General features: G+C 77.9%; 1 protein-coding gene. It reads right to left on the bottom strand.

What is annotated here, in order from left to right:
* Nucleotides 1-67: 67 nt before the first annotated feature.
* On the bottom strand, nucleotides 68-548 hold a 481-nt coding region (locus KBX39_RS32640), incomplete at its 5' end, for a substrate-binding domain-containing protein (protein ID WP_210874281.1).

Raw genomic sequence — 548 nt, 5'->3', positions numbered from 1 at the left:
AGCCCCGCGGCTGGGACGCGGCCGGGACGCGGCCGGGACGCGGCTGAGACGCGGCCGGGACGCGGGGCTAGAGGGGGGCGGACTCTCGCAGGGCGAGGTGGTGAGGGGTCACCAGCTCGCGGGGTGGGGAGTCGCGGTCGGGGCCGAGACGTCCGGCCAGCAACTCGACCGCCAGGCGGGCGATGCGTTCCTTGTCGGGGGCGACTGTGGTCAGCGTCGGGATCGAGAAGCGGCCGTCCTCGATGTCGTCGAAGCCGGCCACCGCGACGTCCTCGGGCACGCGCAGGCCCGCCTCGTGCAGGGCGCGCAGCGCGCCGAGCGCGAGCGTGTCGTTGAAGCAGAAGACGGCGTCGGGGCGTACCCCGGTGGCGAGCAGGTGCCGCATGGCGGCGGCGCCGTCCGCGCGGTGCCAGGCCGGCGCGGGCGCCACCAGGCGGTCGTCGTACGCGATGCCGGCCTCGGCCAGCGCGGCGGTGTAGCCGGCCAGGCGGAGCCGGGCGCTGGCGCCCTCGGGGGTGCGCTGGGAGCCGATCGCGGCGATCCGGCGG

Source organism: Micromonospora sp. D75 (assembly GCF_018070405.1).
GTDB lineage: Bacteria > Actinomycetota > Actinomycetes > Mycobacteriales > Micromonosporaceae > Micromonospora > Micromonospora chalcea.
This window is presented reverse-complemented; position numbering and strand designations above follow the sequence as displayed.